This is a genomic window from Eikenella glucosivorans (assembly GCF_016025525.2).
Lineage (GTDB): Bacteria > Pseudomonadota > Gammaproteobacteria > Burkholderiales > Neisseriaceae > Eikenella > Eikenella glucosivorans.
Genome location: NZ_JACSGR010000005.1, coordinates 1 through 25225, shown reverse-complemented (window position 1 = coordinate 25225; position 25225 = coordinate 1). Strand labels below are relative to the sequence as shown.

General features: G+C 58.6%; 29 protein-coding genes and 2 tRNA genes. 23 read left to right on the top strand and 8 right to left on the bottom strand.

The annotated features are described in order from the left end of the window. The 7 genes from tilS to H9Q10_RS06920 all read left to right on the top strand — a co-directional run bounded on the left by tilS (position 1) and on the right by H9Q10_RS06920 (position 7742). The gene (tilS, locus tag H9Q10_RS06955; protein ID WP_238480164.1) at positions 1-1302 is read left to right on the top strand and encodes a tRNA lysidine(34) synthetase TilS; all 1302 of its coding nucleotides are present in this window, start codon (positions 1-3) and stop codon (positions 1300-1302) included. A gap of 429 nt (positions 1303-1731) precedes the next feature. Further along, positions 1732-2352, top strand: a complete 621-nt coding sequence (gene thiE / locus H9Q10_RS06950; protein ID WP_197903449.1) for a thiamine phosphate synthase — start codon at positions 1732-1734, stop codon at positions 2350-2352. Between the two features lie 266 nt (positions 2353-2618). After that, positions 2619-3365, top strand: a complete 747-nt coding sequence (gene rlmB, locus H9Q10_RS06945; protein ID WP_197903243.1) for a 23S rRNA (guanosine(2251)-2'-O)-methyltransferase RlmB — start codon at positions 2619-2621, stop codon at positions 3363-3365. 363 nt (positions 3366-3728) lie between these two features. Continuing rightward, positions 3729-5216 carry a UbiD family decarboxylase gene (locus H9Q10_RS06935; RefSeq protein ID WP_197903242.1) on the top strand — a complete coding sequence of 496 codons (1488 nt, stop codon included), beginning with the start codon at positions 3729-3731 and terminating at the stop codon, positions 5214-5216. A gap of 121 nt (positions 5217-5337) precedes the next feature. Beyond that, on the top strand, positions 5338-5919 hold the full coding sequence (locus H9Q10_RS06930) for a UbiX family flavin prenyltransferase (RefSeq protein WP_197903241.1): 582 nt from the start codon (positions 5338-5340) through the stop codon (positions 5917-5919). A gap of 339 nt (positions 5920-6258) precedes the next feature. Then, entirely contained in the window at positions 6259-6987 is a 729-nt protein-coding gene (locus H9Q10_RS06925) for a DUF554 domain-containing protein (RefSeq protein WP_238480163.1), read from the top strand. 311 nt (positions 6988-7298) lie between these two features. Then, positions 7299-7742, top strand: coding sequence for a PNPOx family protein (locus tag H9Q10_RS06920; RefSeq protein ID WP_197903240.1), 444 nt, complete (start codon positions 7299-7301; stop codon positions 7740-7742). A gap of 491 nt (positions 7743-8233) precedes the next feature. On the opposite strand, the gene H9Q10_RS06915 is transcribed toward H9Q10_RS06920, so the two are convergent. After that, positions 8234-8327 (bottom strand) — tRNA-Ser (locus tag H9Q10_RS06915). 140 nt (positions 8328-8467) lie between these two features. Between H9Q10_RS06915 and H9Q10_RS06910 the strand changes: the two genes are divergently transcribed. Together H9Q10_RS06910 and H9Q10_RS06905 are read left to right on the top strand one after the other, a co-directional pair. Then, complete coding sequence (locus H9Q10_RS06910) at positions 8468-8611, top strand: hypothetical protein (protein ID WP_197903239.1); 144 nt, start codon at positions 8468-8470, stop codon at positions 8609-8611. A 17-nt stretch (positions 8612-8628) separates the two neighbouring features. Beyond that, complete coding sequence (locus H9Q10_RS06905; RefSeq protein ID WP_238480162.1) at positions 8629-10044, top strand: chloride channel protein; 1416 nt, start codon at positions 8629-8631, stop codon at positions 10042-10044. Between the two features lie 96 nt (positions 10045-10140). Here the strand turns inward: H9Q10_RS06905 and cysE are convergent, their stop codons facing one another. The 6 genes from cysE to H9Q10_RS06875 form a co-directional block, all read right to left on the bottom strand. Then, on the bottom strand, positions 10141-10935 hold the full coding sequence (gene cysE, locus H9Q10_RS06900; RefSeq protein ID WP_197903237.1) for a serine O-acetyltransferase: 795 nt from the start codon (positions 10933-10935) through the stop codon (positions 10141-10143). Between the two features lie 148 nt (positions 10936-11083). Continuing rightward, complete coding sequence (gene rho / locus H9Q10_RS06895) at positions 11084-12343, bottom strand: transcription termination factor Rho (RefSeq protein WP_197903236.1); 1260 nt, start codon at positions 12341-12343, stop codon at positions 11084-11086. 264 nt (positions 12344-12607) lie between these two features. Beyond that, a complete protein-coding gene (trxA, locus tag H9Q10_RS06890) occupies positions 12608-12934 on the bottom strand; it encodes a thioredoxin TrxA (protein WP_197903235.1) in 327 nt (108 codons plus the stop codon). 240 nt (positions 12935-13174) lie between these two features. Then, entirely contained in the window at positions 13175-13375 is a 201-nt protein-coding gene (locus H9Q10_RS06885) for a DUF2788 domain-containing protein (RefSeq protein WP_197903234.1), read from the bottom strand. A 200-nt stretch (positions 13376-13575) separates the two neighbouring features. Continuing rightward, positions 13576-15141 (bottom strand): slipin family protein, encoded by a 1566-nt coding sequence (locus H9Q10_RS06880; RefSeq protein ID WP_197903233.1) that lies wholly within the window; start codon positions 15139-15141, stop codon positions 13576-13578. Positions 15142-15587: 446 nt separating this feature from the next. Beyond that, positions 15588-15663 (bottom strand) — tRNA-Tyr (locus H9Q10_RS06875). Positions 15664-15945: 282 nt separating this feature from the next. On the opposite strand from H9Q10_RS06875, the gene upp reads away from it, so the two are divergent. The 3 genes from upp (at position 15946) to H9Q10_RS06860 (ending at position 18027) form a co-directional block, all read left to right on the top strand. Next, entirely contained in the window at positions 15946-16581 is a 636-nt protein-coding gene (upp, locus tag H9Q10_RS06870; protein ID WP_197903232.1) for a uracil phosphoribosyltransferase, read from the top strand. 199 nt (positions 16582-16780) lie between these two features. Continuing rightward, positions 16781-17467, top strand: coding sequence for a sulfite exporter TauE/SafE family protein (locus H9Q10_RS06865; protein ID WP_197903231.1), 687 nt, complete (start codon positions 16781-16783; stop codon positions 17465-17467). A gap of 146 nt (positions 17468-17613) precedes the next feature. Beyond that, complete coding sequence (locus H9Q10_RS06860; RefSeq protein ID WP_197903230.1) at positions 17614-18027, top strand: hypothetical protein; 414 nt, start codon at positions 17614-17616, stop codon at positions 18025-18027. A gap of 143 nt (positions 18028-18170) precedes the next feature. Here the strand turns inward: H9Q10_RS06860 and H9Q10_RS06855 are convergent, their stop codons facing one another. Further along, complete coding sequence (locus H9Q10_RS06855; protein WP_197903229.1) at positions 18171-18785, bottom strand: fused DSP-PTPase phosphatase/NAD kinase-like protein; 615 nt, start codon at positions 18783-18785, stop codon at positions 18171-18173. Positions 18786-19097: 312 nt separating this feature from the next. Between H9Q10_RS06855 and dusB the strand changes: the two genes are divergently transcribed. From dusB to H9Q10_RS06800, 11 genes are all read left to right on the top strand, one after another. Further along, positions 19098-20111, top strand: a complete 1014-nt coding sequence (dusB, locus tag H9Q10_RS06850; RefSeq protein ID WP_197903447.1) for a tRNA dihydrouridine synthase DusB — start codon at positions 19098-19100, stop codon at positions 20109-20111. Positions 20112-20156: 45 nt separating this feature from the next. After that, on the top strand, positions 20157-20396 hold the full coding sequence (locus H9Q10_RS06845) for a helix-turn-helix domain-containing protein (RefSeq protein WP_197903228.1): 240 nt from the start codon (positions 20157-20159) through the stop codon (positions 20394-20396). A 104-nt stretch (positions 20397-20500) separates the two neighbouring features. Continuing rightward, complete coding sequence (gene purE, locus H9Q10_RS06840) at positions 20501-20989, top strand: 5-(carboxyamino)imidazole ribonucleotide mutase (protein ID WP_197903227.1); 489 nt, start codon at positions 20501-20503, stop codon at positions 20987-20989. A 135-nt stretch (positions 20990-21124) separates the two neighbouring features. After that, the gene (locus H9Q10_RS06835; protein ID WP_197903226.1) at positions 21125-21634 is read left to right on the top strand and encodes a ProQ/FINO family protein; all 510 of its coding nucleotides are present in this window, start codon (positions 21125-21127) and stop codon (positions 21632-21634) included. A gap of 254 nt (positions 21635-21888) precedes the next feature. After that, the gene (locus H9Q10_RS06830) at positions 21889-22128 is read left to right on the top strand and encodes a hypothetical protein (RefSeq protein ID WP_197903225.1); all 240 of its coding nucleotides are present in this window, start codon (positions 21889-21891) and stop codon (positions 22126-22128) included. A 2-nt stretch (positions 22129-22130) separates the two neighbouring features. Beyond that, positions 22131-23603 carry a replication initiation factor domain-containing protein gene (locus tag H9Q10_RS06825; RefSeq protein WP_197903224.1) on the top strand — a complete coding sequence of 491 codons (1473 nt, stop codon included), beginning with the start codon at positions 22131-22133 and terminating at the stop codon, positions 23601-23603. A gap of 1 nt (position 23604) precedes the next feature. After that, positions 23605-23895, top strand: a complete 291-nt coding sequence (locus tag H9Q10_RS06820) for a hypothetical protein (RefSeq protein ID WP_197903223.1) — start codon at positions 23605-23607, stop codon at positions 23893-23895. A gap of 134 nt (positions 23896-24029) precedes the next feature. Continuing rightward, positions 24030-24239, top strand: a complete 210-nt coding sequence (locus H9Q10_RS06815; protein WP_197903222.1) for a major capsid protein — start codon at positions 24030-24032, stop codon at positions 24237-24239. A 10-nt stretch (positions 24240-24249) separates the two neighbouring features. Further along, positions 24250-24528: a ubiquitin family protein gene (locus H9Q10_RS06810; RefSeq protein ID WP_197903221.1), complete on the top strand. Its 279-nt coding sequence runs from the start codon at positions 24250-24252 to the stop codon at positions 24526-24528. A gap of 127 nt (positions 24529-24655) precedes the next feature. Further along, a complete protein-coding gene (locus tag H9Q10_RS06805; protein ID WP_197903220.1) occupies positions 24656-24949 on the top strand; it encodes a hypothetical protein in 294 nt (97 codons plus the stop codon). Further along, the coding region (locus tag H9Q10_RS06800; RefSeq protein WP_197903219.1) for a hypothetical protein at positions 24897-25225 on the top strand (329 nt) is incomplete at its 3' end. The genes H9Q10_RS06805 and H9Q10_RS06800, both read left to right, overlap by 53 nt.

Sequence of the window (25225 nt, the reverse complement as noted above, 5' to 3'; positions counted from 1 at the left end):
TTGCGGCAACTCGTTGCCCAACAATGGCCGGCTGCGAAAGCCGGCCGTTTTGCCGTGGAAGTCGGCTTTTCCGGCGGCGTGGATTCCGTGGTGCTGCTGCATGTTTTGTGCAGCCTGCGCAACGAATTGCCGCTGGATTTGAGCGCAGTACACGTGCACCACGGCCTTGATGCCGCCGCCGACGAATGGGCGGCGTTCTGCCGCGAGCTGTGCCGGCAATGGCAGATACCGCTGCGGGTGGAACGCGTGCAAGTGGAATTCGGCAGGCTGGGGCTGGAAGCCGCCGCCCGCGCCGAACGTTACCGCTGTTTTGCCCGCAGCCCTGCCCACGCCGTCGCCCTGGCGCACCATGCCGACGACCAGGCCGAAACCATGCTGCTGGCCGCACTGCGCGGCGGCGGCCTGCGCGCGCTCGCCGCCATGCCCGCCCTGCGCGCGCTGAACGAAAGCGTCAGCCTGTGGCGGCCGCTGCTGGCCGTTTCCCGCGCCGAATTGGTGGAATACGCCCGCGCGCACCGCCTGCCCTGGGTGGAAGACGACAGCAACGCCGACACCGCCCTGCTGCGCAATTGGCTGCGCCGGCACGGCCTGCCGCCGTGGCAGGCCCGCGTGCCTAACCTCCAGAACCAACTGCTCGCCAGCGTGAACCAGCTGCAACGCGATTTGGCCCTGCTTGACGACTACACCGAAAGCGAACACCAAAGCCTATACGATGCCGCCGGTCGTTTTCAGATAGCCTCCTGGCGGCGGCTCAGCCCTTTGCGGCGGGCGCACCAACTGCACGTTTTCGCCCGCCGCCACCATCTCGGCAGCCCCTCCGCCGACGGCGTGCAGCAGTTTGCCGACACCTTGGCCAACCCCACTGTCCCGCAGGCCGAATGGCCGCTGCCGCACGGCCGCGCCGTCCTCTATGCCGGCCGACTGTTTGCCGTGCCCAATGCGTGGGCAAACGGCCAACCCTTTGCCCAACCCGCCTGGCAGCCCGCCCTACACGGGCTACCTGAAAACCTGATCCGCCCCGATAGCGGCATCTGGCGCACCCCCGAGCCGGGCGACACCCTGCCGCTGCCGCACGGCCGCAAGAAAGTCGGCCGCCTGCTGCAAGAGAAAAAAGTGCCGCCCTTTATGCGCGCGCTGTGGCCGCTGTGGGCAAGCGAGCAGCATGGCTGCCTCGCCGCCGCCAACCTGCAAACGCATTGCAAACTCTCCGTACCAAACGGCTGGCAGGCGCATGCCGAGGAGCTGGAACCCTTTATTTTGACCGGCTCGGCAAGCAGGGGCGAAGGAGAAAAGGCTACCTGAAAAAGTTCGGGCTTCGGCGGAATGGAGGACTGGATTTTTTCAGGTAGCCTGTATGGGGTGTGGGTGGTGGAGTATAGTTCTGTTGGCCGTTTCAGCCGATTTCAATCGGCTGTGTGTTGAAACGCGGCGCGGTGTATGAATGCGATAAAGTAGCGTATTCAGCCGCCTTCGGGCGGCTGTGTGTTGAAACTTCGGGAGCGATGTGGTTGGCGGCAGCGACGGCGTCAGCCGCCTTCGGGCGGCTGTGTGTTGAAACCAACCATACACCCCCCCAACAGGCTACCTAGAAAACATCTTGCCTTCGCCCGCCACCGCCCAACCAAACCCCACCACCATTTTCAGGTAGCCTTCCCCCCGCACAAACCCGCCGCAGCCTTTCCCCGCTGCGCTATAATACCCGCCCCGTCCACCACACACAGGCCGCTCGCCATGCTCCCCTTCCCCCCGATTGCCCGCCCGCTCAAATTCTACGCCGTGGTGCCCGATGCCAATTGGGTGGCGCGCATGGTGGCCGCCGGTGCAAACACCGTGCAGCTGCGCAGCAAAACCCTCAGCGGCGAAACCCTGCGCCAAGAAGTACGCCGCGCTGTGGCCGCCGCACGCGGTTCAGCCAGCCAGCTTTTCATCAACGACCATTGGCGGCTCGCGCTGGAAGAAGGCGCCTACGGCGTGCACCTCGGGCAGGAAGACATGGATAGTGCCGACTTCCCCGCCCTCGCCGCCGCCGGCATCCGCCTCGGCCTGAGCACCCACGACGAAGCCGAAATGGCGCGCGCCCTGGCCGTGCGCCCCAGCTACGTGGCCTGCGGCGCCGTGTTCGCCACCGCCACCAAAGCCATGCCCACCGAGCCGCAGGGGCTGGAAAAACTGCGCCGCTACGTGCAACTGGCCGGCAGCACGCCCACCGTGGCCATCGGCGGCATCACGCTGGAAAACGCCCCCGCAGTGCTGTCCACCGGCGTGTCTTCGCTGGCCGTGGTCAGCGCCGTTACCCAAGCGCCCGACCCCGCCGCCGCCGTGCGCGCCTTCCAAAAACTGTGGCCGGAATAAGCCCGCCGCCGTGTGAGGCTCTACCTGAAACAAACCGGTGTTGAACCGATAGAAACATCGTGCGTTCCATGCCGGCCTAAAAGTTTGCCGCCCTCTCCCACAGAGGTTTAAGCTTCCGACAAACCAAATTTTTCAGTTAGCCCACTCCTTTGCAGGCTACCTGAAAAACTATAAAACACTAACCTAATTCATTTCCGCACCATTACAAGCCGTCTGAAACGCTCCCTCGTTTTTCAGGTGGCCCCTTCTCCCCGAAAGCCCAACCCATGTCCAACCGCCGCCTCATCTACGGCTTCCACGCCGTCAATGCCCGCCTGTGGCAAAACCCCAAAAGCCTTACCGAGCTCTACGCCCTTGCCGGCCGCCACGACGAACGCATGCGCCAAGCGCTGGAAAAAGCCGCCGAAGCCAATATCCCCGTGCACTTCGTGGAAGCCGCCCGCCTCGACAATCTCTGCCGCCACGCCCGCCACCAAGGCATCGCCGGCTTCATCGACGCCTCGCACAACCACATCCACCTCGACGACGTGCTCGACAACCTTGCCGAGCCGCCCCTGCTGCTCATCCTCGACGGCATCACCGATCCGCACAACCTCGGCGCCTGCCTGCGCGTGGCCGACGCCATGGGCGTGCACGCCGTGATCGCGCCGAAAAACCGCAGCGTCGGCCTCAACGCCACCGTGAGCAAAGTAGCCTGCGGCGCCGCCGAAACCGTACCCTACATCGCCGTAACCAACCTCGCCCGCACCCTGCGCGAGCTCAAAGAGCGCGACATCTGGATCGTGGGCACCGACATGGGCGGCGAGGCCGACCTGTTCCACTACGACATTCCCGCCGCCGTGGCCTGGGTGATGGGCAACGAAGGAGAAGGCATGCGCCGCCTCACCCGCGAACACTGCGACGCGCTGGTGTCCATCCCCATGCTCGGCACGGTGGAAAGCCTCAACGTATCCGTGAGCACCGGCATGGTATTGGCCGAAACCCGCCGCCAACGCATGCTCAAAACAAGCTGATATGCAGCACCCACTTTTTCAGGTAGCCCCTCCCTCGCGCATCAAAGCTATAGGGAATTAACAAAAATCAGGACAAGGCGACGAAGCCGCAGACAGTACAGATAGTACGGCAAGGCGAGGCAACGCAGTCTTGGTTTAAATTTAATCCGCTATACCTGAAAACTGGGTGCCATTTTTCAGGTAGCCCCCACATCATTCGGGCTACCTGAAAATTAAATTTCGGCACAGCCAAACCATCCGCCCCTCCCCCATATCTTTTTGGTATCCCCGCGCAAACAAAACGGTATTTTCCTATCGCCCGAGCGCCGCCTATACTGCAAGCGCATCTAGAACTTTCCCCAACGCAACAGAGAGGTGTAGAAAATGCCGAACCCGCAAAAATCCCCCGTCCACGACCTGCGCTCCGCACTCGAACTTTTGAAAACCCTGCCCGGCGAATTGGTGTCCACCGATGTGGAAGTCGATCCGATTGCCGAACTCTCCGGCGTGTACCGCTACGTCGGCGCCGGCGGCACCTGCCAGCGGCCCACCCGCAAAAACGGCCCCGCCATGGTGTTTAACAAAGTGAAAGGCTATCCCGGCATTCAGGTGGCCATCGGCTTGGTCGGTTCGCGCAAACGCGTCGGCCAGTTCCTCAACTGCCCGCCCGAACGGCTGGGCTTCCTGCTCAAAGATTCCGTGCAAAACCCGATCCCGCCCGTACTGCTCGGCGAAGGGCAGAAACCGCAATGCCAAGAAGTTGTGCATTTGGCCAGCGATCCCGGTTTCGACCTGCGCACCCTACTGCCCGCGCCCACCAACACCGTGGAAGACGCCGGCCCCTACTTCACCATGGGCCTGTGCTACGCTTCCGACCCCGACACCGGCAAATCCGACATCACCATCCACCGCCTGTGCGTGCAGGGCAAAGACGAGCTTTCCATGTGGCTCACCCCCGGCCGCCACATCGACGCCTTCCGCCAAAAGGCCGAAGCCGCCGGCAAACCGCTGCCGATCTCCATCAGCATCGGCGTGGATCCCGCCATCGAAATCGCCGCCTGCTTCGAGCCGCCCACCACGCCGCTGGGTTTCGACGAATTGAGCATTGCCGGCGCCCTGCGCGGCCACGGCGTGGAAATGGCCAAGTGCCTCACCATCAACGAGCGCGCTATCGCCCATGCCGAAGTAGTGATTGAAGGCGAACTGCTGCCAGATGTGCGCGTGCGCGAAGACCAAAACAGCAACACCGGCAAAGCCATGCCCGAATTCCCCGGTTATACCGGCGACGCCAAGCCCGCCCTGCCCGTGATTAAAGTGAAAGCGGTTACCCACCGCAAAAACCCGATCCTGCGCACCACCATGGGCCCGGGTGAAGAGCACGTCAACATGGCCGGCATCCCCACCGAAGCCAGTATTTTGGACATGGTGGAACGCGCCATGCCCGGCCGCCTACAAAACGTGTTTGCGCATTCTTCCGGCGGCGGCAAACTCCTGGCCGTGATGCAGTTTAAGAAAACCACGCCCGCCGACGAAGGCCGCCAGCGCCAAGCCGCCCTGCTCGCCTTCTCCGCCTTCCCCGAGCTCAAACACGTGATCCTGGTGGACGAAGACGTGGACATTTTCGACACCGACGACGTATTGTGGGCCATGCAAACGCGCTACCAAGGCGACAACGACACCATCTTCATCCCCGGCGTGCGCTGCCATCCGCTCGACCCCTCGCAATCGCCCGCGTTCAGCAACCGCCTGATTCAGGAAGGCACCTCTTGCAAAACCATTTTCGACTGCACCGTGCCGCTGCACCTGAAAGAACACTTCCAGCGCTGCAAATTCATGGAAGTGGACGTGAAACGCTTCCTGCCGGATTTTTAAACGGCATAGGCTGATTTTCAGGTAGCCTCAAGCCCCTGCGGCCAAGCCGCGTTGAGGCTACCTGAAAAACCAAAAACAGCGGCGCACCTCGCGCCACCACCCCATCCACCAAGGAGCCATCATGGGCAAACAACGCATCATCCTCGGCATCAGCGGCGCCAGCGGCTTCCAATACGGCCACAAAGCCTTGCAGCTCTTGCAGGCCGTGCCCGATTTGGAAGTGCACCTCGTCGTCTCCAAAGGCGCGGAAATGACCCGCTCGCTGGAAACGCCCTACAGCCGCGAAGAAATCCTCGCCATGGCCAGCGTGGTACACCCGATTCAGGATTTGGGCGCCGCCATTTCCAGCGGTTCGTTTCAAACCCTCGGCATGCTGGTGGCGCCCTGCTCCATGCGTTCCCTGGCCGCCATCGCCCACGGCCTGAGCGACAACCTGCTCACCCGCGCCGCCGACGTGGTGCTCAAAGAACGCAGGAAGCTGGTGCTGATGGCACGCGAAACGCCGCTGAACCTGGCACACATCGACAACATGCGCCGCGTTACCGAAATGGGCGGCATCATCTTCCCGCCCGTGCCCGCGCTCTACCACCGCCCGCAAACGGTGGACGACATCCTCACCCACAGCGTCGGCCGCGCGCTGGATTTGTTCGGCATTTCGGTTAAGCACCTGCCGCGCTGGGGCGGCGGACAGGAAGGCGCATAAATTTCAGGTAGCCCAAAGCCGTATGCAGGCTACCTGAAAAATAGCAACCCAGCCGCACCCAATCCACACAGCCGCAAGGCATTCCCCCTTCCCTTCACACAACCGGACGGCGCACCGCCGCCGCACGGCCGGGGCAGGGTTTGCCCGAAAAACGGTTTAACTTAATTCAAACCACCGAAACCTTGGCAAAACCTCGGATTTGAGCGCAGTTCGAAGCGATAGCATCGCAGAACGCGCAGACATACCATGCAGGTAGGCAAGCGTTCGAGAAGCACATCGCAAAGAAATGTGCCAAAGACGAGGAATTTGCAAAGGTTTCATCATAAAAGGAGATTTATCATGACCATGCCCATCGGCCCATTCGTAAACGGCAGCGCCGTCGTGCTCGGCGGCCTGCTCGGCGCATTCCTTGGCGCGAAACTGCCCGAACGCGTGCGCGCCAGCCTCAACCCCCTGTTCGGCCTCACCTCCATCGGTTTGGGCGTGATGAGCATTCCCGGCGTGAAATACTATGCCGCCGTGGTGCTGGCCGCCGTGCTCGGGCTGGTGATCGGCGAGTTGTGCTATTTGGAAAAAGGCATCGGCAAGGCCGCCGGCAGCGCGCGCGGGCTGATCGACAAAATCTTCCCGCCCAAAGAAGGCATCAGCCAGGAAGAGTTTTTGGATAAATACGTGGCCATCGTCGTCCTGTTCTGCGCCAGCGGCACCGGCGTATTCGGCTCCATGCACGAAGGCATGACCGGCGATCCCTCCATCCTCTACATCAAAACCATTTTGGATTTCTTCACCGCCGGCATCTTCGCCATCACGCTGGGCTACGCCGTATCCGCCATCGCCGTGCCGCAGCTGGCCATCCAGCTTTCCCTGTTTTTCCTCGCCACCCTGATCGTGCCGCTCACCACCCCCGAAATGCGTGCCGATTTCGCCGCCGCCGGCGGGCTGATCATGCTCGCCACCGGCTTCCGCATCACCGGCATGAAGTCTTTCCCCGTGGCGAATATGCTGCCCTCGCTGCTGCTGATCATGCCCATCTCCTACCTGTGGGCAAGCTATATCGCCGCGCATTAGCCGCCACAGCAAAGGCTACCTGAAACTTCCATTTCGCAGCCAAACGTCAAACTCCGGCGAAACCAAACGGCGCGACAGGCTCCCTGAAAGCTGTCACGCCGTTTCCGTTTGCCGGGCAATATTTCTCACCTTACTGAAGCTTCGCAGAAACTCACTGCACACGTTTTAACTTCATTGAAGCTTGCACTTTCAGGTAGCCCCTATACCGTTCCCCGCCCGGCTGCTACCATTCGCTGCGCAAAACCGTTTGCACCACATCCGCAGCACACATTTTCAAGTAGCCTTTCCACCCTCCGTCACCGCTCCACACCATGCCTCCCCTGCCCGCCAACATCCGCACCTTCCTCGCCGAACACCACGTTGTCAGCCTCGCCGCCTGCCATGGCAGCGAGTTGTGGAGCGCCAGCTGCTTCTACGTATTCGAGGAAGCCGCCGCCCGCCTCATCGTACTCACCGGCAAAACCACCCGCCACGGCCGCCTCATGCTGCTCAACCCGCACATCGCCGGCACCATAGCCGGCCAGCCCGCACGCATCCGAGACATCTGCGGCATCCAATTTGCCGCCCGCGCCGAATGCCTCGCCGAGCCTGCTGCCCGCCGCGCCGCGCTCGAGCTCTACACCCAAGCCCACCCCGTGGCCAAAGTCTTCCCCAGCGACATCTGGCAGCTCAGTCTCGAGCACATCAAACACACCAGCAACCGCCCCATCTTCGCCCATAAAACTCATTGGCGGCGCGATGAAGGAAATCACTGATCCACCCAAATTACTGAGCTTCTGCCTCCTTTAAAATACAAGATGCTACCTGTTTCAAGACAACGCATGAACACCATCCAACAAACAATACAATTTACTGACTAGCTCAAAATCTTGAAAGAATTGCAGGCCAAAGCCGCTTTTCTGAAGTGCATCAATCGGATGGCATTGCCTGCTGTTTTGTCCGGCAGGATAGCGGCATGTCTCTCTATTTGAAAAGTCGTCGATGGCAACAAAAAGATAGTCGCACCTGTCGGTGGTTTTCCGGCCTTTGAACAAGTGGCAAACTAGGGGGGGATGACACTTCAGTATTTCCCTAGAAACATTGCAAACACTGCTATTGCTTTCCACAACACAGGCTACCTGAAAATAGAAAGCAGTTCGAGGCTATCACTGCACAAGCGGCTTTAACTTGGCAACATGATTTTCAGGTAGCCTTTAATCGTCGCCCAAAACAAACTCCCCGGCTGGAAACCGGGGAGTTTGAATATTGGCGGAGTAGGAGGGATTCGAACCCTCGATACAGGTTTTAGCCCATATGCACCCTTAGCAGGGGTGTGCCTTCAGCCTCTCAGCCACTACTCCGAATTCGGAACGGCGGATGATATAGGAAACGTGTGTAAAAGGCAAGGTGTTTTGTATGCCAAAATTCAAAATATCGCCAAGCGGGTTGAGATATTGGGAATTTTATTTGCCCACATCGGGCGCCGGCAAAGGAGGGCAGTATGGCAGCTTACCGTTGGAATACGGTTTGCTATAATATGCAAAGAAATATTTGTGTAACTTTACCATTTATTGCGGTTCGGAATATTCGTCAATTTGCTGAAGGCAAAAATATTTCCGAAGCGCACCGGATTGAAACAGTATGAAACGATTAGGCATCAGGATGAGCGGCAAAATCGGCAGGGCTTTGTCGCATAAAATCAAGCAGACACAGCGGCTGTCGCGCAAAACGGCAGCAGTGATTCTCTTGCTGGTGGGCGCGGCGCTGGTGTCACTGGTATCGCTGGGCTTCGCCAAGCTGGCGGATTATGCGTTGGAGCTGAATCGGGAGTGGTCGCGGCAATATCCTCTGGCGGCGTTTGCGGTGCTGCCTTTGGGGCTGATGCTGATTGTGTGGCTGACGCGCCGCTATGCGCCTTATACGGCAGGCAGCGGTATTCCCCAAGTGCTGGCCACGTTGTCGATGCCGAAGGTGAAAGGCGGCAACCGTTTGGTGGCACTGGGGCGAACGATCTTAAAAATCCCGCTCACCTTCTTGGGCATGTTGGCCGGCGCTTCCATCGGGCGTGAAGGGCCGTCGGTGCAGGTGGGCGCGGCAGTGATGCTGGCCTGGGGCAGTTGGTGCAAACACTATAATCTGGCCTTCAAACGCCTGCAGGAGAAGGAACTGCTGGCGGCTGGCGCTGCCGGCGGTTTGGCCGCAGCGTTTAATGCGCCGCTGGCCGGGGTGATTTTTGCGATTGAGGAGCTGGGCCGCTCGGTATCGCTGCATTGGGAGCGGCAGATTTTCATCGGTGTGCTGGCTTCGGGTTTCTTCTTGGTGGCGATTGAGGGGAACAGCACTTATTTTCAGGGCTTTAATGCCGGGCAACCGGTGGAAAATATGTTGCCGTGGGCGCTGTTGTGCGCGGCGGTATGCGGCGTGGCGGGCGGTTTGTTTGCCCGCTTTTTGAGCAAGGGGGCAACATGGCTGGCGCTGCCGAAATGGCGCAATTGGATGCGGCGGCACCCGATTTGGCTGGCAGGCATTTTCGGCCTGATGCTGGCGGCGCTAGGCGTGTTGTTTAACGGCCAAACTTATGGCACGGGCTACGATATCGCGGCCGCTTCGCTGCATGGGCACACTGATTTAACGCCCGGCCTGGCCGGAGCGAAATGGGCGGCTACGGTGCTGTCATATTGGGCGGGCATTCCAGGTGGGATTTTCACGCCGTCGCTGGCCATCGGTGCGGTGTTGGGCGTGCATATCGCGCAAATTGGCGGCGATACGGCGCCGGTGGCGATTTTGGCGTTGTTGTGTATGGCGGCATTTTTGGCGGCAGCCACGCAGGCGCCGCTCACGGCCAGTGTGATTGTGATGGAAATGACAGGCAGTCAGTCGCTACTCTTTTGGATGCTGGTGTCGTCGATTGCGGCATCGATCATTGCGCGGCAGTTCTGCCCGCAGCCATTCTACCACTTTGCAGCAGGGCGCTTCCGCCAGCGGCTTCGCGAGGAATTGCAGCAGAAACAGTCTGATAGGGTGGAGCAAGAAAAGGGCATGGCAGAAGCAGCAACGTTGCCGCCGGTAGAGAAATAGGGGTAGGGGCTACCTGAAAAGGGCTAGAAGGCAAAAGGAATGAAATCCTCCGTTTTGCCTTCTAGCCCTTTTCAGGTAGCCTTGATACCACAGCCCTTATGCATCTAGGCTTTGGTCCATATCGGCGGAGGGGCGCACGTTGCCCTGCCCGATCACGCGGGCGGGCACGCCGACCACGGTGCTGTGGGCGGGCACGTCGTTTACCACCACGCTGCCGGCACCCACTTTGGCGCATTCGTTCACGCGGATGTTGCCGAGGATGGAGGCGTTGGCGCCAATCATCACGCCGTCGTTGATTTTGGGGTGTCGGTCGCCGCCTTCTTTGCCGGAGCCGCCGAGGGTGACGCCGTGCAGGATGGAGATGTCGTTGCCGAGCACGGCGGTTTCGCCCACCACGAGGCCGGTGCCGTGGTCGAGCATGATGCCGTGGCCGAAGCGGGCGGCGGGGTGGATGTCGATGCCGAATACTTCGGAGGCGCGGTTTTGCAGGAAGTAGGCGAGGGTTTTGCGGCCGTGCTGCCACAGCCAGTGGTTGATGCGGTGGGCCTGTACGGCGTGGAAGCCTTTGTAGTAGAGCAGCGGCAAGTAGTAGGCGTCGCAGGCGGGGTCGCGCTCGTAGTAGGCGATGATGTCGGCCTGCATGGCTTTGGAGATACGGGTGTCGCTGCTGAGGGCTTGGAAGAAGATTTCGTTGAGTGCGCGGCTGTCCATCACGGGGCTGGTGAGCTTGCTGGAGAGATGGAAGGCGAGCACGCGGTCGATGCTGCTGTGGCGCAATACGGTTTGATGCAGGAAGCTGGCCAGCATGGGCTCGCTTTCGGCGGCTTCGGCGGTTTCGGCCAGGATGGTTTGCCACAGGGTGCGGCTGTCTTCGTAATCGAGGGTGGTCATTTTGCTTTTCAGGTAGCCTTTTGGCGGCTGTAGGCTGGGGTTTAAATGATTGGCTTGGCTTGTTTCCCGTATCGGTTTGAGTGTGCAGCGGGGCTGATTAGTTTTCAGGTAGCCTTTGTTGGGGCTACCTGAAAATATAATACTGGGCTTATTTGCCACGCATCAGCTCGAAAAATTCGTCGTTGGTTTTGCTGTCTTTAAGCTTGCCCACCAGAAACTCGGTGGCTTCCAAATCGTCCATCGGATGCAGGAATTTGCGCAACAACCACATGCGCTGGAGCTGGTCGTTGGACACGAGCAACTCTTCGCGGCGGGTGCCGGATTTATTGATGTTGATGGCGGGGAACACGCGTTTCTCGGCCATGCGGCGGTCGAGGTGCAGCTCCATGTTGCCGGTGCCTTTGAACTCTTCGAAAATCACGTCGTCCATGCGGCTGCCGGTTTCCACCAACGCGGTGGCGATGATGGTGAGCGAGCCGCCTTCTTCGATATTGCGGGCGGCGCCGAAGAAGCGTTTGGGGCGGTGCAGCGCGTTGGCGTCCATGCCGCCGGTGAGGATTTTGCCGGAAGTGGGGGCGACGGCGTTGTAGGCGCGGGCGAGGCGGGTGATGGAATCGAGCAGGATCACCACATCTTTTTTGTGTTCCACCATACGCTTGGCTTTTTCAATCACCATCTCGGCCACCTGCACATGGCGTGCGGCCGGCTCGTCGAAGGTGGAAGCCACCACTTCACCGCGCACGGAACGGGTCATCTCGGTTACCTCTTCCGGGCGCTCGTCAATCAGCAGCACAATCAGCACCACGTCGGGATAGTTGGCGGTGATGGCGTGGGCAATGTTTTGCAGCATCACGGTTTTACCGGTTTTCGGCGGTGCCACCAAGAGGGCGCGCTGCCCCATGCCAATGGGGGAAACCAAATCGATGGCGCGGGCGGTGATGTTTTCCTCGGCTTTGATATCGCGCTCCAGCTTGAGCGGGCGGGTGGGAAACAGCGGGGTGAGGTTTTCAAACAGAATCTTGTGTTTGCACACTTCCGGGTCGTCGCCGTTGATGGTGTCAAGGCGCACCAGGGCGAAATAGCGTTCGTTGTCTTTGGGCACGCGCACGCTGCCTTCGATGGTGTCGCCGGTGTGCAGGTTGAAGCGGCGGATCTGGTTGGGCGACACATAAATGTCGTCGGGGCTGGCCAGATAGGAAGTGTCGGTGCTGCGCAGGAAGCCGAAGCCGTCGGGCAGGATTTCGAGCGTGCCGGAGCAGGTGAAGCTTTCGCCCTGCTTCATCATGTGGCGGACGATGGCGAAAACCAAATCTTGTTTGCGCAGGCGGTTGGCGTTTTCAATTCCGTGTTGCTCGGCCATTTCCAGCAGTTTGGAAATATGCTGGGTTTGTAGTTCGGAAACGTGCATAGGGTTGTGTTGTCGAATAAAAAATATGGAATGGGGGGCGATATGAACGGCGGTTCAGATTGCGGGGGAGGTGAAAGATGTGTGCAGAAATGGAAGCGGGATGGAAACTTTAAGAATTTTGCGGCGGCGCGCGCCTGAGAAAATTAACTGCTTGCCGCAAGCCGGAAAGGCCGGGCGATAAAACGGGCGGCATTCTAGGATTTTGCCCGGGGATTGTCAAGAAAGGCCACCGCCGGCAAAGCGGCGGTGGCGCGGGATTTTGCTTTACAGGGAAGCATTGAGGAAATCGACGAGCTGGCCTTTGCTCAGGGCGCCCACCTTGGTGGCCACGCGCTGGCCGTTGTTGAACACCATCAGCGTGGGGATGCCGCGCACGCCGAATTGGGCGGGGGTTTGCTCGTTGTCGTCGATGTTGATTTTCACCACTTTCAACTTGCCTTGCAACTCTTCGGCGATGTCGTCCAAGATCGGGGCAATCATTTTGCAGGGGCCGCACCAGGGTGCCCAGAAATCCAGCAATACGGGCAGGTCGGATTTCAGCACGTCTTGTTCGAAGGCGGCGTCGGAGGAATGGGTAATCAGATTGCTCATGTTTTGTCCTTTTCAGATAGGGATTGGCTGATGCCCGGCAAGATAAGGGTTTTGCGGCAAAATAACAAGGGCGGCGCGGCAATAGTGCTTATAGTTTCCGGCAATCGGCCGCACGCTAAAGGCTACCTGAAAATTTCAGCTTTGCAGAAACACGGCTGCAACTGCATCGAAACCTCGTTTCCGCTTCGCAGAAGCTCCGCTCCTTACGGAACGCTCACCTTCAGCCAGCCCGAAGCCGTCTCAGTTCAACACCAAATTCACCAGCACTTCTTTCAGCAGGAAGCCCATCACGCCCAGCCCGAGCACAAAAAACAGCACGGCCATGCCGAACTTGCTGGCGCCGGATTTCTTGCCCAAATCCCAAATGATAAAACCGATAAACAAAACCAGCACACTGAGGCCGATTTTCATGCTCCAGGCGGAGAATTCGGCTTCGGTCATGATGTATTCCTTTGCAATGGTGTGGGAAACGGTATTATAGGGGAAATCTGCGGCGGTGAGGCCAGCTGAAAGCGATGCCTTGCGAAGCTAAAACGCAGTTTCAACGAAGTTAAAACAAAAAAGGCGGCACAGTGTGGTTTCGGCAAAGCCAAAATTTTCAGGTAGCCCCTATCCGCGCAGGGGCTACCTGAAATTTTCGCCTACTGCTTCGGCGTGTTGATGTTGATCAGCCCGTTGAGCACGCCGTCCAAGCCGCCATACACGGAAATCTTGTCGATTTTCTCGGTTACCTTCTCCAGCGTTTCCAGCTCTTTCAGGCGCAGGGCCACCGGGTTTTCCTCCATCACGCGCGCGGTGTTGAGCAGCGAGCGGGTGGACGCGGTTTCTTCGCGGCGGCGGATGTTGTTGGCCAGCGCGGACTTTTCGGCTTCCACCACGCGGGTGAGGATGCTGCGGATTTCGCCGGGCAGGATGATGTCTTTCACGCCGGCGTCGCTGATTTCGATGCCGCGCAGGTTTTTGGCGCGCATGGCGGCGGAAAGCTCGGCGTCGATGGCCTGTTTGTCGGCCAAAAGCTGGTCCATCGTTTTGCCGCCCACCACGGCGCGGATGGCGAATTGCAGCTCGCGGTAGAGGTATTGCTCCGGCTCGCGGTGCTGGGCCAGCCACAGCGGCGCATCGGTAACGCGGTAGTTGCACACGGCGTTCACGCGCAGGGTAACTTTATCTTCGCTCAGCAGCTCCTGGCCGGAAATTTCGCAGGTTTGCGGGCGCAGGTCGATGATTTCGGCGTGCAGCTCGCGGTTGGCCGACCAATAGTAATACTCGCCGGCGGGCAGCACGGGCTGCAGCTCCTGATTGATATACAGCAGGCCTTGGTGCTGGGCGGGCACTTGGAAGAAATACACGATATCGGCCAGGCTGCTCCGCCAGAAATCAGCGGCTTTGAGCTTGGCCTGCGTGTCGGCATCAATCCGCAGGCCGTTTTTCAGATCAACGGTTTGGACGGCATACGGCGCGGCGGCCTGCTTCCAGAAATAGGCGCAGGTGTCGGGCGCGATGTAGCCCGCCAGTTTGCCGCCCACGAAATACAGTTTCAGCTCGTCTGCCCCGGCTTCGACACATTCGAAATGCTCGGCCACCAGCGCGGGATTGTTTTTCGCCCACACCTGCACTGCGGCGGCATCGTCGAACACGGGCTGACGGCTGTTGGCAAACAAGACCTTCATGTCGTTTCCCGCCGATAGGTGCAGCACATATTCGCCTGTGCCGAACACGGCCTGCAACTCGCCGCGCACCGACACCAGCATTTTTTCGTCGGCGCTCACGGTGTATTTTTTCAGCGGCGCCTGCAATTTCGGCTGCTGCAACAGGGCGGCTTCCACGTTTTCAGGTAGCCTGAAGGCGTCTTGCGGCAAGGGGCAGGTGTGGATTTCGCCGCTTTCCGGCTTCCAGAAGGCGCGGCTCTCACCGCTGGGGATGATTTGCGGTGTGAGGTAGCGGTCGTGCCACACCAATGTGTCGGTGCCGATGGGGCTATCGATGATTTGCCAGAATTGATCGGCTTTGGCGCGTTGGAAGCGCAGGCAGGCCGCCGCTCCGTTCCATTGCACGGCCAGGCTGTCCATTTTGTTTACGATCGTTTCGCATTTTTTGCCAAGGTGCCACACGGTATGCTTGCCGCTGCCGCGGATGCCGTGCAGGCTGCCGTCGAACACAATGATGGCACGCTCGTTGGGAAGGAGCTTGAGTTTGCTGAAGAACATGATGTTTTCCGTGTTTGAAAATTTGCAAGCTTGAGTTTTCAGGTAGCCTTTAGAAACATAGTGAGGCTACCTGAAAATAAAAATGGGGCAATCTGCGCTGCCGCCGTGCCGGCCTGATTGGCAGCAGGCAGCGTGTGGGTGGCGGGGAACAAGCCGGTTGCCTGGGATGGATGGCTATTGTTGCTGCCCAGCCATCCGCCCGCATAGGTTTCACATCCTGCCTAAACCGTTCTGCGGGGGAAACGGGCTTGCCCGCTGCCGCTTCAGCCGTGCCTGCGGCCAAGAGGCCGGTTTGCCCTGTGCGTTGCTGCCAAACGGCACAGCGCGGCGCAAGGCAAAAGGCGGGCGGCGCAAATTGCGGGTACTGCCGGGTATTGCCAGATACTACTTTGTTCCCATAACAAAGGGGGGACTCGAACCCCCTCGAGATTGCTCTCTTAAACCATTGGTTTTGAATGCGGGAATCGAACCCGCTACACTAAGATTTACAGTCTTATGCTCTACCGAATGAGCTAATTCAAAGTTTCGGCATGGGCACAGCCGCTTGGCAGCGCCTGAGCCAAACCGAGCGCGCATCATAAAGGCAAAACTGCATACGGAATCGGCACGCCGCCCGCACAGGTTTATCGTTGCGAGATAACACCGCTGTTTCGGCATTTAATCTGCGGCAGGCGGATTGTAGGCAAAACAGCGCCTGAAAACAATTCGCCCGCCCGATGCCGCCGCCCTGCCCGTGCCGCCGCTTTTTCCGCCCCTGCCCTTGCGCTACAATACGCCCCGCCAAAACAATCAAAGGAGACACAAATGAACATCACCGTTATCGACCACCCCCTGATCAAACACAAAATCACCCTGATGCGCAAAGCCAGCTGCAACACCTACCAATTCCGCACCCTGGTGAAAGAGCTCGCCCGCCTGATGGCCTATGAAGCCAGCCGCCACTTGGAAACCGAGCCCTTGTCCATCGAAGGCTGGTGCGGCCGCATCGAAGGCCAGCAGATTAAAGGCAAAACCATCACCGTGGTGCCGATTTTGCGCGCCGGCCTGGGCATGCTCGACGGCGTGCTCGACCTTTTGCCCACCGCCAAAATCAGCGTGGTCGGCCTCCAGCGCGACGAAGAAACCCTGCAGCCCGTTTCCTACTTCGAAAAACTGGTGAGCAAGATGGACAAACGCCCCGCCATGATCCTCGACCCCATGCTCGCCACCGGCGGCTCCATGGTAGCCACCATCGACTTGCTGAAGAAAAAAGGCTGCCGCAACATCACCGCCCTGGTGCTCGTGGCCGCGCCCGAAGGCGTGAAGCTGGTCAACGAAAAACACCCCGACGTGAAAATCTACAGCGCCGCGCTCGACAGCCACCTCAACGAAAACGGCTACATCATCCCCGGCCTGGGCGATGCCGGCGACAAGATTTTCGGCACCAAGCAGCCGGTTTAAACCCCAGGCTCATCGCGCCAGCAGGCTACCTGAAAAGCGGATAACCCGTATTGGCCGACCAAAATATTTTTCAGGTAGCCTATGTTGCCACCGTTTAAACCCACCCCCTGCCGTGAACAAAGGCTACCTGAAAACGGCAAACCCTTTTTCAGGTAGCCTTTATTTCGCCAGTTCAACCCCTCCCAAGGCCGCCAGCAATATGGTTTCCACCCTCACCCTGCTTTCCCTCGCCGCCACCGGTTTTCTCGGCGGCGGCCATTGCGCCGGCATGTGCGGCGGGCTGAGCACCGCTTTCGCCCTGCAACTGCCGCCGCAGGTGGGGCGCGTGAAACTGATTGTGCTGATGAACCTCGGCCGCCTCACCAGCTACAGCCTTATCGGCCTACTGCTGGGCGGCCTCGGCCAATTCGGCATTTCGCTCGACCAAACCCGCCTGCTGCAACACGGCCTCTCCCTTGCCGCCAACCTGCTGCTGTTGCTTATCGGCCTCTATCTGGCCGGGCTCAACGCCTACGCCGCGCAGGTGGAAAAACTCGGCCGCCCCGTCTGGCGGCGGCTCAACCCGCTGCTCAACCGCCTGCTGCCGATTAAAAACACGCCCGCCTGCTTCGGCGTGGGCGTGTTGTGGGGCTGGCTCCCCTGCGGCATGGTGTACAGCGCCTCGCTGTATGCCCTGGGCAGCAGCCGCGCGGCAGACGGTGCGCTGATGATGCTCGCCTTCGGCCTGGGCACACTGCCCAACCTGCTGGCGATGGGACTGTTTGCCAGCCAAATCAAACCGCTGTTGCAACACCGCCTGTTCCGCCTGTTTGCCGGGCTTTCCGTCAGCCTGTGGGCGGCGTGGCAGTTGTGGCACGGAATTTCAGGCTGGCTTCAGGCTACCTGAAAACGAAGTTTCCGAAGGAAGACGAGTTTCTGCGAAGCTAAAACGAAGCTTCAACGCATTTAAAATGCCAAGCCCTTTAACCTGCCAATCCGCCCCCGGCACCCCCGTTTCCTCAAAACCAAACCCCACCAGCAAACTATCCCGCCATGCCCCTCATCTCCCTGCACGACTACCTGCGCCCCTGGAAACTCTTCAGCTTAGCCTGCGGCATCGCCATCCTAATCGCCGGCTCCTACCTCCAGCCCGCCCCCGATTGGGACATCCCCATCAGCTTCCTGATGGCCTTCAGCACCTACCTGTTCGCCCCCATCACCTCCCGCACCCTGGCGCGCCGCCAATGGAAATGGCTGCCGCTCGCCCTGTTCGGCATGTGGTTTTCCGTGGACGGCATCTATTGGCTTTATTGGTCATGGCAAAACCCGGCCGCCCTCGCCATGATGCGCAGCGGCAACGCCCCCGCCTCCGCCTGCCTCTACGGCCTGTGCGCCATGATTTGGCTGCACGACGGCCCCTTGCGCGAAGCATTGCGCCTGAAGAAACCGGGCAACCCTCATTCATAAAGCCGCATGGCAAAGGCTACCTGAAAAAATTTTCAGGTAGCCTCTTTATTTGTGCTTTCGCTTCACCAAAGCTTGCGTTTCAGTTTCGCAGAAACTCGGTTTCGGCGGCACCGAAACATGGTTTTTCAGGTAGCCTCAAGCCTTCATCTGCCCGCCTGTGCACGCAGCTGCTGCAAATGCGCGCGCACTTCGCCCACCTTCTCTTCGGTAAACAAATCCTCGATATTGCGCCAGATGCTGTGGAAGCCGTAGGGGCCGTGGCGCATTTCGTTTTTGGCACGCTCCACGCTCCAGCCCTGATAGATGATGCGGTACATTCCCGCAATCAGGCCGGTGCGGTCGGCGCCGTGGTAGCAGTGGACCAACACCGGCCCGGCCGCCTGCCGCCGCTCGATCAGATACAGCGTTTCGGCCACTTGGCGCGGGGTAATCCGCCAAGTGAGCAGCGGGCGGTTGAAGAGCTCGATTCCCCGGTCGGCCAACACTTTGCTGTCTTCGCTGCGGTTGAAATAGCGCAGGTTGACCACGCTTTTGATGCCCAGCGACTGCAAACGCGCGGCATCTTCTGCCACCGGCTGCTCGCCGCGATAGAGTTTGTCGTCCACCCGATAGAGGTTGGATTCCTTGTGTACCGGCTCCGCCCAAGCCGCCTGTTCGGCCGAAGCCGCCCGCGCTTGTGCCTGAGTCTGCGCCTGCGCCTGGGCGCAAGCGGCCAAAGCCAGCAGCACAATCAGGCTGCTTATCCAAGATTTATTCATAGTGCGTGTATCCCGTTTATCGTGATGACATTTTCAGGTAGCCTCAAACGCGGCTACCTGAAAAATATCAGCTTTTGCAAAGCAAAAAAAGCAAAACCGCCGCCACGCAACCATCATCGCGGCAACACATAAAGCGCCGCATTGTAAGCAAGCCGGGCGGGCGCGGCAAGCATTAATTTCCATCAAACAATTCAAATTATTATCATGGCACGCACCAAGCCGGAACCGTTTTTCAGGCAGCCTCCCCGCCGCGCCGCACTTGGAGGAACTGCTTGAAAAATGTACAATCCCAACTTTACATTCGGCACCGTTATGCAAATCGGCCCCTACACCGTCTCCCCTGCCGTGGCACTCGCGCCGATGGCCGGCATCACCGACAAACCCTTCCGCATGCTGGCGCGCCAATTCGGCGCCGGCTGGGCGGTGGGCGAGATGATCAGCAGCAACCCCGAGCTGCAAAACACGCGCAAAACCCTCAGCCGCGCCGACCACAGCGGCGAAAGCGGCGTGATAGCCGTGCAGATTGCCGGCAGCAACCCGGCCCAGATGGCCGAAGCCGCCCGCTACAACGTAGCGCAGGGCGCGCAGCTGATCGACATCAATATGGGCTGCCCGGCCAAGAAAGTGTGCCAAGTGCTCGCCGGCAGCGCCCTGTTGCAAAACGAGCCGCTGGTGGCCGAAATTTTAAACGCCGTGGTGCGCGCCGTAGATGTGCCGGTTACGCTGAAAACCCGCCTGGGCTGGCACGACGAACACAAAAACATCCTCACCATCGCCCGCCTGGCCGAAGAAGCCGGCATCGCCGCCATCGCCATCCACGGCCGCACCCGCACCCAAATGTACCGCGGCCAAGCCGAATACGGCCTGATTGCCGAAGCCAAAAGCCGCCTGCGCATCCCCGTGTGGGCCAACGGCGACATCGACAGCCCGCAGAAAGCTGCGCGCGTGTTGGCCAGCACCGGCGCCGACGGCATCATGATCGGCCGCGCCGCCCAAGGCCGGCCCTGGCTGTTCCGCGACGTGGCACACTATTTGGCACACGGCAGCCTGCCGCCGCCGCTGCCTTTTCAGGTAGCCTCAGAAGCCCTGCTCGGCCACATCCGCGCCATGCACGAGTTTTACGGCGAGCCCACTGGCATGCGTATCGCCCGCAAACACATCGGCTGGTATCTGGCCGACCTGCCCGAAGGCGAAAGTGAACGCCGCCGCCTGAACGCGCTCGACAGCGCCGCCGCACAATACGACGCCCTGGCCGCCTTCCTCGCCGCGCAGTCCGCACAACACGAACATTGGCCCTGCCCCTGGTGGCAGAGCACCGGGGGCTAAACCCCGGTTTCACGGTTTCATCACACAATAATAAGGAGAGCAACCATGCTCCGGCAGAACAGCCATATCATCACTTGTATCGAAAACAGCCTGCAGCAATACTTTGCCGACCTCGACGGCCAGCCCGCCCACGATGTATACCACATGGTGCTGCAACAGGTGGAGCTGCCCCTGCTGCGCTGCGTGATGGCGCATTGCGAAGGCAACCAATCCAAAGCCGCCCAAGTGCTCGGCCTCAACCGCAACACCCTGCGCAAAAAGCTCAGCGCCCATGGCCTGATTTAAGCGCAGCCAAAATACCCCTTCCCGGCTACCTGAAAAATTTTAGCTGATTTTTGGCAAAGCTAAAATTTTTCAGGTAGCCTCTTAACCCCAACAAGGAACACCCAATGACCCAAATCGGCATCATCATGGGCAGCAACAGCGACTGGGCCGTGATGCAGCACGCATCCGCCATCCTCACCCAATTCGGCATCGCCCACGAAACCCGCGTCGTCTCCGCCCACCGCACGCCCGACCTCATGTTTGAATACGCCGAAACCGCCCGCGAGCGCGGCCTGCAGGCCATCATCGCAGGCGCCGGCGGCGCCGCCCACCTGCCCGGCATGGTGGCCGCCAAAACCACCCTACCCGTGCTCGGCGTGCCCGTGCCCAGTAAATACCTGCACGGCGAAGACTCCCTGCTCTCCATCGTGCAGATGCCCAAAGGCATCCCCGTGGCCACCTTCGCCATCGGCGAAGCCGGCGCCGCCAACGCCGCCCTGTTTGCCGTTGCCCTGCTCGCCAACCAAAACCCCGAATTGGCCGACAAGCTCGCCGCCTTCCGCGAGCAGCAGCGGCAAACCGTGCTCGCCATGGAGCTGCCCGCGGCAGAATAAAGATTGCCGCAAAGAGGCTGCCTGAAAGCGTGCCGGCAAGCGTTGTATTTCGCCATATTTGCCCGATTTTATTCGCCAAAACCGCCCTTCTGTGCCACAATCCCGCCATTTCCTCCCCACACGAGAAACCCCATCATGACACAAGAAACCGCCTTGGGAGCCGCCCTCAAATCCGCCGTGCAAACCATGAGCAAGAAAAAGCAAACCGACCTCATCGCCGACCACATCTACGGCAAATACGACGTGTTCAAACGCTTCAAACCGCTCGCGCTGGGCATCGACAAAGACCTCGTGGCCGCCCTGCCCCAATACGATCCCTCTTTGATCGCCCGAGTCCTCTCCAACCACTGCCGCCGCCCGCGCTACCTCAAATCGCTGGCACGCGGCGGCAAACGTTTCGACCTGAACAACCGCTTCAAAGGCGAAGTCACCCCCGAAGAGCAGGAAATCGCCAAGCAACACCCCGCCGTGCAGGAGATGCTCGCCCGCCAAGCCGCCAAGCAGGCTGAAAAACAAGCTGCAGAAACCGCAGCCGCAGAGGCAAACACCGCCGAAGCCGAAACCACAGCCGAACAGCCCGCCGCCCAAACCGCAGCGCAAACCGTTGCCTCCGCAGCAGATACCCACTCTCCCGCGGCCGAATAACACCGCCCGCCGCCATAAAGGCTACCTAAAATTTTTCAGGTAGCCTTTGCTGTGTTTGACCAAGAGAGCATCAACAAAATATACACCAGCAACGCTAAAGGCTACCTGAAACAGTTTCTCCATTTTCAGGTAGCCTTATATATTTGCTCCCTAGTGGAGCTTTAATTTTCACGGTATCTTTGGCATATCAGCCAACATCGTCAAGTAAGGCTGAATAAAGCTCCCTTCACAGCTAACTGAAAGGAGCTTTATTCATGACCGCCGTCGCCATTTCCCGCCAATATCCCTGCGTAGTCCTGTCCAATCGTTACTGCTCCCTGTTCAAAGAAACAGTGAGCTGTCTGTCTATCGCCCTGACCGAAGAGAACTCGACCGTGATCGATGTCGCGGCCTTCCCTTCCGACGGGCTTTATATTTCCCCCGTATTCCGCCTGAATGCTACCCGCCATGCCGAACAGCTCGGCGTATCGCTTTATTTGGAAGAGGTGCTGTAACCATGTCCGAAATCCATCAAACTAATCATCAGACGGTTGCCAACCTGCCTGAAACGGCAGAAACGGCTTGCGGCAGGCCGGTGCCGGGGGCAGGCGCAGCCGGACACGGCACCGGCCTGCCGCAAGCCGCCCCCGCTAGTAACACGGGGGGACGAAAAGAAGGGTCTGAAGCCGAAAAACCCGTCAGCGAAATTTACGAACATATTGTCATGGTCAACGGCAAGGCCAAATCCCTGCCCCTGCGGCGCGGGGTCGGCACTGCCGCTTTTATCGACACCCTCAGCTTTACCGTGGCCGAATCCGTCTTCTTACGGCCCGATCAATTGGGCACCGAAGAAGAACTGGCGCAAGCCGTTTCCGCCGAACTGGCCGAAATCATGGGTTACGGCCTTTCCTACCAAAAGAACGGCATGAACGGTTATGCCGTGTCGTGGCACATGGGCAGCGAAGCCGTCAATTACGGTTATGTCGCCTTCGGCGGCAGGAATCAGAAAGAAACCGTGTTAATTCACTTCACCGGCCACGGCCTGATTGCCGCATTGGATGGCTGGGAGCGCCGCTTATATGACTGGATGCAGCATAAAGCCCCGTATGCCCGCATTACCCGTGCCGACCTGTCGCATGACTTTTTAAACGGTGAATACAGCGTGGATCAGCTGTATGCCGATTGGCAAAACGGCGGCTTTACCGCTCGAACTACCACCCCGCAATGCCAGTTGCTCGGTGCCGATTGGCAGCAGCCCGGATTGAACCGCGGCCGCTCCGTGGTCATCGGTAGCATGAAAAACGGCTCCCGCGTGCTGGTCGGCTATGAAAAGGGCAAAGAACAGGGAGATCCGAACAGCCCGTGGGTGCGGGTCGAATTCCGCCTGCGCAATCGGGATATCGTGATTGACCACGAAGTATTGATTAACCCCGGTGAATTCCTGACCGGCGCTTATCCCGCTTTCGAACAGCTGTTTGCCCGTTATAACCATGTGCCGGAGAAATGCGAAATCATAAAAAAGCAGCAGGAAATCGGCTTTGAGCATGTCGTCAAATACGCTCGCATGCAGTGCAGCCCCGCTATCGCCATGCTGAAGCATTTCGGCTTTGACAACGACGAAATCATAGATGTTTTGTTCAATCCGCAAGCCGATTTGCCGAAAAGACTGACCCCGGAAGCGTTTGATTGCCGCTTCCTGCAAGAAAGGGAGCGATTCTTCCACCTCCATCAACGCATGCCGTTGAGCGAGATAGAAATCATCGAAAAACTGGGCGCCAGCTTGGAGCCCAAGCCTTTGCCCCGCCTGCGGCATAGAAGTTTGCAGGAATATTTGCTGTTGAAGCAGCAGAAACAGATGAATGCCCTGTTTGGACAAGTGGCGGATGAAGACTACCGTCATCGCACTTACGAGGAATGGGCATATGACCGTTATGCCACGCCGTACAGCATCTTGAATCCTGTTTTTACCACCCGACCGAAAGGAAACTGAAATGAAAGTATCTGTTAAGAAAATCAAATGGAACAAAGGCCAGACTGAAAACGGTCAAGCCTACGATTACACCCGCATTGTGGTGGAAATTCCTGTATTCGAAGGCTCCGCCAACGAATTCGGCTTTGACACCCTCGAATGCGAATATGGCTTGGCCGATAAGCACGTGGAGTTGCTGCAATACCGCGGCAAGATGCCGTTTGAAGCCGAAGTCGAGATTATGCCGGTGAAGAAGGGCAATAAAACCCTGCATCAGGTGATGAGCTTCAAACCGCTGGTAGGAAGCAAGTAAGCATTCCGGTTTTGTCGCTGCCCGGGCGGCCGGTGACGTTAAACCTTTCAGAAGCCGCCCACCAATCAAGAATTAACGCCACACGGGCAGCGTTAATCGAAGCAGTCGCCCGGATAACTTAAAAGGAAAACGCAATGTTGAACCTCAAAGCAGCAAAAACAGCCGCCCTCGGCTGTATCGTAACCCTCCCCTTGTGGGCAGCCAGCGCTTACGCCGCCGTACCTCAGGAAGTGAAAACCTCCATTGAGGCTTCCAAAACCGACGGACTCGAAGCCGGCTGGATCGTGGTCGGTGTGGTTGCCGCCCTGTTCGTCATCGGTATCGTCAAACGCATGATCCGATAAGGAGCATATCGTGGGCTATCAGGTAGGAAATCAATGTATCGCCGACAAAGTACAGGCCGAAAACCATTATTTCAGCCTGATAGTCCCCACGGTAGGCCAAGACGGCAGATTGCACCAACCCACTTACAGCAACGGCCAATGGCAGCTTAACGGCCAAACCCTGCAAATCAGCCTGCCTGAATGCGATCCCGTTCAAAACCTGCAAGACGGCGCAGAGCTCGGCTGGTATCTATTCGGCATCATGGCCGCAGTGTATGTATTCGGCATAATCAAGAAACAGCTAAGGTAGTGAAATGCTGGACTTTTATTTTTACTTGGGTTTAGGCGTGGTAGTGATGATGGGCGTGATGTTGTTTAAAGATTGAGCGGCATGTTAAATTCCTTTTGTCCGAACAACGTGATAGAAGGAATTTAAGATGAAAGACTTAGATAGTTTCTGGATAACGGAAGATGAATTGATGCGTCGCTCTTATGAGCCGCGTTATAGAGGCAAACCGCTTGCGTGGGTTTTTTATGAAATATATAGAGAATTGGAAAAACCGGAACAAATCCCGCTCTCTGTGTTTTCAAATTTCTATAACAGGATGTCTGAAAAACACGGAACTTTTGAACTTTTATTCTCGGATAATTCATTTTTTATTTTCGGTACCGGGAAATATGACATATTTCATCCGCCATCTGGTTTTTTTGAGCATATTAGTTCTGATTAGTAGTCCAGTATTCGCACAGTTAGTTATTGATAATGCAACTGGTAAATTAATTCCATTAAGGGAAAATTTCGCTACTAGTGGTATTAGACCTGTTTATGATGTTGGTGCGGGTAAAATTGCTCAACAATATAGCTACGCTCACGATTTATCTAGTCTTCGCTCCGCTATGACCGGAGCCACCGCCACAGCCCGCCTCCCTGTTGTCGCCACCCGCACCGTTCCCCGTGCCGCCGTCGTCTCCAAAGTCTTCACCAACGCCCGCGCCGTCGGTCTCGG